Source organism: Mucilaginibacter terrenus, assembly GCF_003432065.1.
GTDB lineage: Bacteria > Bacteroidota > Bacteroidia > Sphingobacteriales > Sphingobacteriaceae > Mucilaginibacter > Mucilaginibacter terrenus.
Genome location: NZ_QWDE01000002.1, coordinates 1,022,830 through 1,029,391, shown reverse-complemented (window position 1 = coordinate 1,029,391; position 6,562 = coordinate 1,022,830). Strand labels below are relative to the sequence as shown.

Below are 6,562 nucleotides of genomic sequence, written 5' to 3'. Positions count from 1 at the left end.
CGCGAAACCGCGCAGAACTACGATAAGCTGGGTATGGCCGAATACGCTGCCATGGAGGCTTTCGTCAGGTATAAGTTCTAACACCACAGGTGTAACACGCGCGCGTGTTACACCTGTTACACTTTTTTGGGGCTAAAAACAGTTAAGCTGCTGTGATACATACTTTTAACAAAAACCCGTGTTACAGTTTCTGGAACCATGATACAGTTTGGCTAAAATTGCCTTTTTAACAAACTGCTGTATTACAGCCACTTGTAAATTCATCCTTGTTTCACGTCTGTAACACGGTGTTACAGTTTCCGGGGCAAAGTGTCACACTTACTGTATCATCAAGGCAATGATTTCTGCATAGCCCAAAACCTGCAAAAACCACACCTTTTGTAACAATAAAAAAAGGCGCCTAAGCGCCTTTTTTTATTTCTTTAAAGCATCCGCAGCTTTCTGCGCCATTTGTAAATGGTGCTCCAGTATCGGTGTTGTTTTGGCGGCAAATGCTTTCAGTTCGGCATCTTTACCATCCTGGGCTTCTTTCTTAAATTCATCCACATCTTCTTTATGGTCTTTCACCATGTAGTCGATGTAAGCTTTGTCAAAATCCTTTTTGTCGGTCTTAGCCAGGTCGTCATAATCCTTTTGCGCGGAAGCATCCAAAACGGCCGGCAAGGTTATGGTTTTTGTACCCGCTAAAGCCATTAGCTCCTGGTTAGCTTTGGTGTGGTCGGTCACCATCATCTCTGCAAACTGCTTAGCTTCGGCAGTTGTAGCTTTAGTTGCCGCCAGTTTACCCAATTGCACTTCCAGCAGACCGCCGTTGGCAGCTTTCACCGCAAATTCAGCGTCCGACTTTAGTTCTGTAGAGTCTTTAGCTTCCAGTTCTTTTTTATTGCTGTCGGCAGCTATTTCGGTACTGCTCGCGTCTTCGGCACGGTGGCCGCATGAAAATGCTGTCGTCATTACGGCAGCAGCTATTAGTAATCTGAATGCGTTTTTCATTGATGAATGAGTTTTAATTTAACTTTTTTAACCAATAATTATGCCATGACCGGCATAGTTCGCAGTCATCACGCATTCAGTAAATATTCAATAATCTTTTTCTGTGGATCAAACGGAGCAAGCTCGTCCAGCCCCATTGCTTGTATCGCAATAGCTACGAAGTCCCCTTCGGTTTGCGCTTCACTATTATGTTGCTTATCTGCAAAATACCTTCCTGCATCCAGCATCACTTGCAGCGGTATCAGGCCAATCAGCTCGCTGCCGGTTACCTGTACACCATGGCGTAGTGCTGCTTTGCATACCTCTTCAAACACCAGGTGTATAGGCGCAATGGTAATATCTGTAAGGTTCATGGAAACCTGAGCTTTTTCAAATTCGGCAATATACCAGCCTATTGCCTTCACCTTTTTCAGGGCTCCCGGTTGGTGTTGAATGCTCCCATCGGGCATCTTTATCTTTTTGCCAGATTCCCGCACATCAACAGCAATAGCCGAAGCAATGGGGACCGATGTGGTATTCAGGTTTACATTGTAAGCTATAAGCAGGTTGCGCGCGCCTATAACAGTGGCGCCTCGTTGAGCGTCCATTTCTGCAGGGCCAAAATCGGGCGCCCAGCCGGGTTGTTTTATCTTGTTAAAAAACCCTTCATATTCTCCCGAACGGATCACGGACAGATTGCTCCGCTTCTCTTCAGCCTGCGAATGTTCGTACAAGTACACCGGTATGCCCAGCTCCTCTCCTACACGCCTTCCTAACCGGGCGGCGTAAACAGTAACCTCTTGTAAGGTTATACCGCTTAATGGCACCAGTGGGCATACATCCGTTGCACCCATGCGCGGATGCTCGCCTTTCTGTCGGCTCATGTCAATCAGTTCGCCGGCAGTTTTTATAGCCAGGAACGCCGCCTCTATCACTGGTTCAGGTTCGCCGGCAAAGGTGATCACTGTACGGTTTGCTGCTTCACCACTATCTATATGCAGCAGCTTTACGCCAGGCACTGAGCGGATGGCGGTTGCTATCTGTTCTATAACAGCGATATTTACACCTTCGCTAAAATTGGGCACACATTCTATTAAGGGCATCTTTTGAGTATCATTTATGTCACAAAGGAACGTTTGCAAAGCATATTTTGCAATAAAACTTATTTTAGCCGCATGAAAAAGACCCTACTCTCCCTGTTGTTTTTAACTTTTGCGGCAAGTGCATCATTTGCAGCCGCGCCAGATACTTTAAAGCAAGGCAAATACACCCTGATTGTTGATGGCAATGACGCTAACTTCGATAAATCCATCCGCCAGGAACTCATCAACACCTTCTTTAAAGTATACCCCGGCATTGTTAAGGAGTACAATAAGAAGAGCCTAACTACCGTCCACTTCTTTATCGACACAGCTTACCACGGCGTGGCCGCAACAGATAACGGCCGGGTGGTGTTTAGTCCCGAATACATGACCAAGCACCCTCATGATATTGATGTGGTTACCCACGAGGTAATGCACATTGTACAGGATTACGGCGACAGCAACGGACCCGGATGGCTTACAGAAGGTATTGCAGATTATGTACGTAACGAACATGGCGTAGCTAATGAAGCTGCTAAATGGCGCCTGCCCGATTTTAAACCAACTCAAAACTATGATAACGCTTACCGTGTAACCGCACGTTTTTTGGTGTGGATAGAAACTAAAGTAAAGAAAGGCACTGTTAAAAAGCTTGATGATGTAATGCGTAAGCACACTTATACCGATGGCATATGGGCACAACTTACCGGCAAAAGTGTTGATGAGCTTTGGAAAGCATACGCCGCAAACCCAGCTTTGTAAGCGGAATATAAATCTCGGCTCAAACTCAAAGCGCGTTAATGCGCCGCAAAAAAGCCTTTGATCCAGTGATCAAAGGCTTTTTCAGTTTACAGAACATAGCTTAGTAAACGCTTTAGGTAGTTAGTTTTGCTTTAGCTGCGACAAAACAGCGGGCAGGCTGGTGATACCCCAATGCTGCAGGTATTTGCCATCTTTTACCTCAACAATGTCTATCACGTCTATCTGCACCAACCGTCCAGTAGGCTCAACATCTAACAATGTTCCTGTATGTGTGCCGGTTATGGTTTTACGTGTTGTTACCAAATCACCTTCGGCTACCTGCTGATGTATGGTCACCTTTACGTCGGGCAAGGCAGGGCGTAATATTTGCTCAAAAAAATAACTCATTCCCTGCGCTCCGTTGTCCATTCCTTCCGGTGCCGATTGGTTGATAAACTTTTGGTGCATCAGCTCATTAAAGCTTTCCTGGTTACCCTGTTCTATCACTTCCTTATTAAAGCGAAGCACTACATGTTTGTTTTTTTCGGTTGTTTCCATTGTTACATTTTTTATTATGTTACAAAGGTACCCAGCGGAGCAGGGCTGATGTTAGTGCTAAACGTTCAAGCGTTATGGTATAACGTTCAAACGCTCGGTGCGGTAATTACTGGGTGTGCAACCATAGTGTTGCCGAAACGCCTGAGAAAAACTTGAATGGTTTTGATAACCTACCTTTATGTAAACTGCCGACGGACTTTCCGCAGGTAATCTTAATAGCTCGGCAGCCATTTCCAGCTTTTTCGCCTGCAGCCATTTTTGTGGTGTAGTGTTGTATATCTCACCAAACCTTCTTTTGAATGTAGATGTACTCATGTTGCAAAGAAAGGCAAGCTCGTCTACGGTTATCAGGTGCCCGACGTGGCTTTCTACCACTTTCTTCAGCTGCAGCTCTTCCCTGTCTTGAGATAAAACATGCAAGCTAAGCAGCCTATCTGGCTGGGCATGCAGCAGATAAAGTAAAAGTTCTTCCAGCTTTAGCAGCGCAATTGCCGGAGGTATTACATTTTTTGTGTTTGATAAAGCCTGCAGCGAAGAAATATATTGCCTGATAAACGCATCCTGCTCAAATATCACGAAAGGATGCTTTTCGGCCTTTGTCCCGGCACCCTTAGCCAGGTGCTCGTATTTAATAAGAAAACGATTAAAGACATCGTTGCTGAAGTAGAGTAGTATACTACTGAAGCCCGCTGTTCCGGATATCAGTTCTGAGGTTAATACGTTACCTGTAGATAATAAAACCAACTGGCCTTCATTTAAAATGGCTGTTTCTTCGGGGTAAACAATGGTTTTTGTCCCGCTGATCAGCAGGTTTATCATATTTTGATTGAGGGCAATTTTATTCTTGATGCTGTTGTTGCCGGAGGTGTAATACCTAACAACAACGCTAGCGTCATCAGCCTTTTGGCCGTCCAGTATATCATCAGGTAAATAGTAGGTTTTCATACTCAATCGCCTTTGTTGCTATGACTACAGCAATTATACGTTGTATAGTCCGGATTAATTAACACCTAACTGTTAAGATTATTTATAGCAGGCAGTACCGGTGTAATTGGCACTTATTGCTAAGCATATGGTTTGTTGGTGACAACACCAACAAAGGCGAAATGGCAGTTCCTACTTACCAACAACGGCTATTAACAACCCAAAAGCGCAGGGCTGACGAAAAACCGAGCCTGGGTAAAGGCTTGTGGGCGGAAGGTTTTTTTCGTCTTGATCTTTTTGCTACTTTTTGTATCAAGACAAAAAGTAGTAGCCACTGCGGCAATGAGCAGACCGACGAACATACCGCCGTGCAATGACTAAATTAATCTAATAAGGTGCTGAAACAAGTTCAGCATGACTTGTGAAGCAGTTTGTTGTTGACAACACCAACAACGGCGAATCACGTTTATTAATTTATAACTTTACATTATGGCAGAGGACAACAAAACCCAAAGAAGCATCTAACATCTTTCATTGTGTTATAAAAGCCAGCGTTAGCAAGAAGGCTACCGAAAAGAAAGATAAAAAGGTTAAGCCGAAAACTAAGAAATAAAATTAATCATAAATCGATGATTAGCTTAATCAATCAAGATCATATTAGTAGCTTCAATAGTAAAAAATTAAAAAGCATACTGGATAATGAAATTCGATTAGGGAATGAAATAAACGAAACTGCAAAAGACTGGCCTTATAAAAATGGCATTGCAATTTTCTTGAAACGTCCATTTTCACAACATTACCATTGTTTTCCCGGAATAGAATTTGTAGAAATGAATGATCGGCACTATTGGAAAGCACATTATTTCGATACCACTACAAATGATTTAATTGCATGCCCTTTTGAGAATTATTTTTTTAACCCCCACATTGTCTAACAGGTATATAGTCTCCTACGAAGACAAAAAGTAGTAGCCCGTGCGGCAATGAGCAGACCGACGACAATATCGCACTGCGATGGCCAACGTAACAACACCAACAAAGGTTAAGGGCAACTCGCTGGTACAACACCAGCAAAATCAGAACTCATGCACCGCTTTTCTTCTGATCCGCGTAGGGTGTATTGTATAGATGATTGGGTTTTAAGTAGATGATGTTGTGCTGAAAATCGAGCACGGTATTAAACCTCTTCAGCACGTCGGTACCCAGGATATGGATGTTTACGCCCCTTAATGGTTTGTTCTGCTCTATTATTTGAGCGGGAACATTTGTTAGTTCAAATTTGCCGATCATCAGTGTCTGCAGGTTTGCTGTGATAACAGGCACTTCGTTATTTCTGGTACCGTGCATTATCACTTTCTTAATAACCTCCATCTTCCTGGTAGGGAAGTTTGTTTCTCTGAGCAGATCGTTATCCAGCATAGCTGTACGTTGGTAACCCAGGTCAAACAGGAACCAGCTCTTACTTTTGGCCCCGCTCTGGCGGATCTCACTTTCTATAAATGGCTTGTTCTTAAGATAGCGCATTTTAAACCGGGCGTAATGGGGGTCGTGCTTAATTGGCGCTGGCATGCGGGAGTGCAGCATCATTTTATTATGATCATAGTCAAGCTCCACAATCATCCCATCGAACAGGTCCCATCCCAGTAAGCCGTCCGCTTCGTTGCCTGCCAGCCGTGTGTCATATATCTTGGTATTCAGCGTTTGTGAACCTATCTTAACAGCATAGCGCGTGTTATAGAGCTTAGGGTTAGACTTGATCTTTTGCTTAAGCGCCTCATCGGTGAACGATATTTCGGTAGCGCCGGTATCAAAGTTCAGCATCAATGTATCGGCATTGTTAAACACCAGTGGTACAAGGTTAGTATTAAACTTATTAAGCAGAAAAGGTATGGTGTCGTGTATCTCTACTGCCAGCTTGGTAAAGTCTTTTACTTCCGGGCTCTCTATCCTGGTGAGGCAGGAATCCTTACCATTCAGCAGCACAATAAAATCCCGGTGCTCGCCTTGCCGCAGTTTGAAGCTAATAGAATCAACGTCAGTTTTAAACTTAACCGTTGTGGCTTTGATAAACTTTGCGGCGACGAAAACGTCGGGCTTAACGTGTGGATTGATGTTCCAGTTTGATGCCGGTTCATCCTGCTGGTAGATTTTTGCCTGGTTTAATCTGGCCTTTATAACAGGCAACCTGCCTTGGCAGAAAGCGCCAAACGGAACAAATGCAAGCAGAATGAAAAAGATATGCTTCATGAATGAAGGTTGATGTTTAAGCACCCAAGTTACAGATA

8 protein-coding genes are annotated in these 6,562 nt (G+C 43.9%); 3 read left to right on the top strand and 5 right to left on the bottom strand.

What is annotated here, in order from left to right:
- Nucleotides 1-414: 414 nt before the first annotated feature.
- Together DYU05_RS15315 and ftcD are read right to left on the bottom strand one after the other, a co-directional pair.
- Nucleotides 415-993, bottom strand: coding sequence for a DUF4142 domain-containing protein (locus DYU05_RS15315; protein WP_117383965.1), 579 nt, complete (start codon nt 991-993; stop codon nt 415-417).
- Between the two features lie 68 nt (nt 994-1,061).
- A complete protein-coding gene (gene ftcD, locus DYU05_RS15310) occupies nt 1,062-2,075 on the bottom strand; it encodes a glutamate formimidoyltransferase (protein ID WP_117383964.1) in 1,014 nt (337 codons plus the stop codon).
- A 72-nt stretch (nt 2,076-2,147) separates the two neighbouring features.
- Here ftcD and DYU05_RS15305 point away from each other — a divergent pair, with 72 nt between their 5' ends.
- Nucleotides 2,148-2,816: a basic secretory protein-like protein gene (locus DYU05_RS15305; protein WP_117383963.1), complete on the top strand. Its 669-nt coding sequence runs from the start codon at nt 2,148-2,150 to the stop codon at nt 2,814-2,816.
- Between the two features lie 120 nt (nt 2,817-2,936).
- Here the strand turns inward: DYU05_RS15305 and DYU05_RS15300 are convergent, their stop codons facing one another.
- Nucleotides 2,937-3,353, bottom strand: coding sequence for an ester cyclase (locus DYU05_RS15300; RefSeq protein WP_117383962.1), 417 nt, complete (start codon nt 3,351-3,353; stop codon nt 2,937-2,939).
- 72 nt (nt 3,354-3,425) lie between these two features.
- Nucleotides 3,426-4,298: a helix-turn-helix domain-containing protein gene (locus DYU05_RS15295; protein ID WP_117383961.1), complete on the bottom strand. Its 873-nt coding sequence runs from the start codon at nt 4,296-4,298 to the stop codon at nt 3,426-3,428.
- A gap of 161 nt (nt 4,299-4,459) precedes the next feature.
- Between DYU05_RS15295 and DYU05_RS15290 the strand changes: the two genes are divergently transcribed.
- A complete protein-coding gene (locus DYU05_RS15290; RefSeq protein WP_133300245.1) occupies nt 4,460-4,654 on the top strand; it encodes a hypothetical protein in 195 nt (64 codons plus the stop codon).
- A 252-nt stretch (nt 4,655-4,906) separates the two neighbouring features.
- On the top strand, nt 4,907-5,212 hold the full coding sequence (locus DYU05_RS15280) for a hypothetical protein (protein WP_117383958.1): 306 nt from the start codon (nt 4,907-4,909) through the stop codon (nt 5,210-5,212).
- A gap of 148 nt (nt 5,213-5,360) precedes the next feature.
- On the opposite strand, the gene DYU05_RS15275 is transcribed toward DYU05_RS15280, so the two are convergent.
- Complete coding sequence (locus DYU05_RS15275; protein ID WP_117383957.1) at nt 5,361-6,524, bottom strand: pepsin/retropepsin-like aspartic protease family protein; 1,164 nt, start codon at nt 6,522-6,524, stop codon at nt 5,361-5,363.
- Nucleotides 6,525-6,562: the final 38 nt, after the last annotated feature.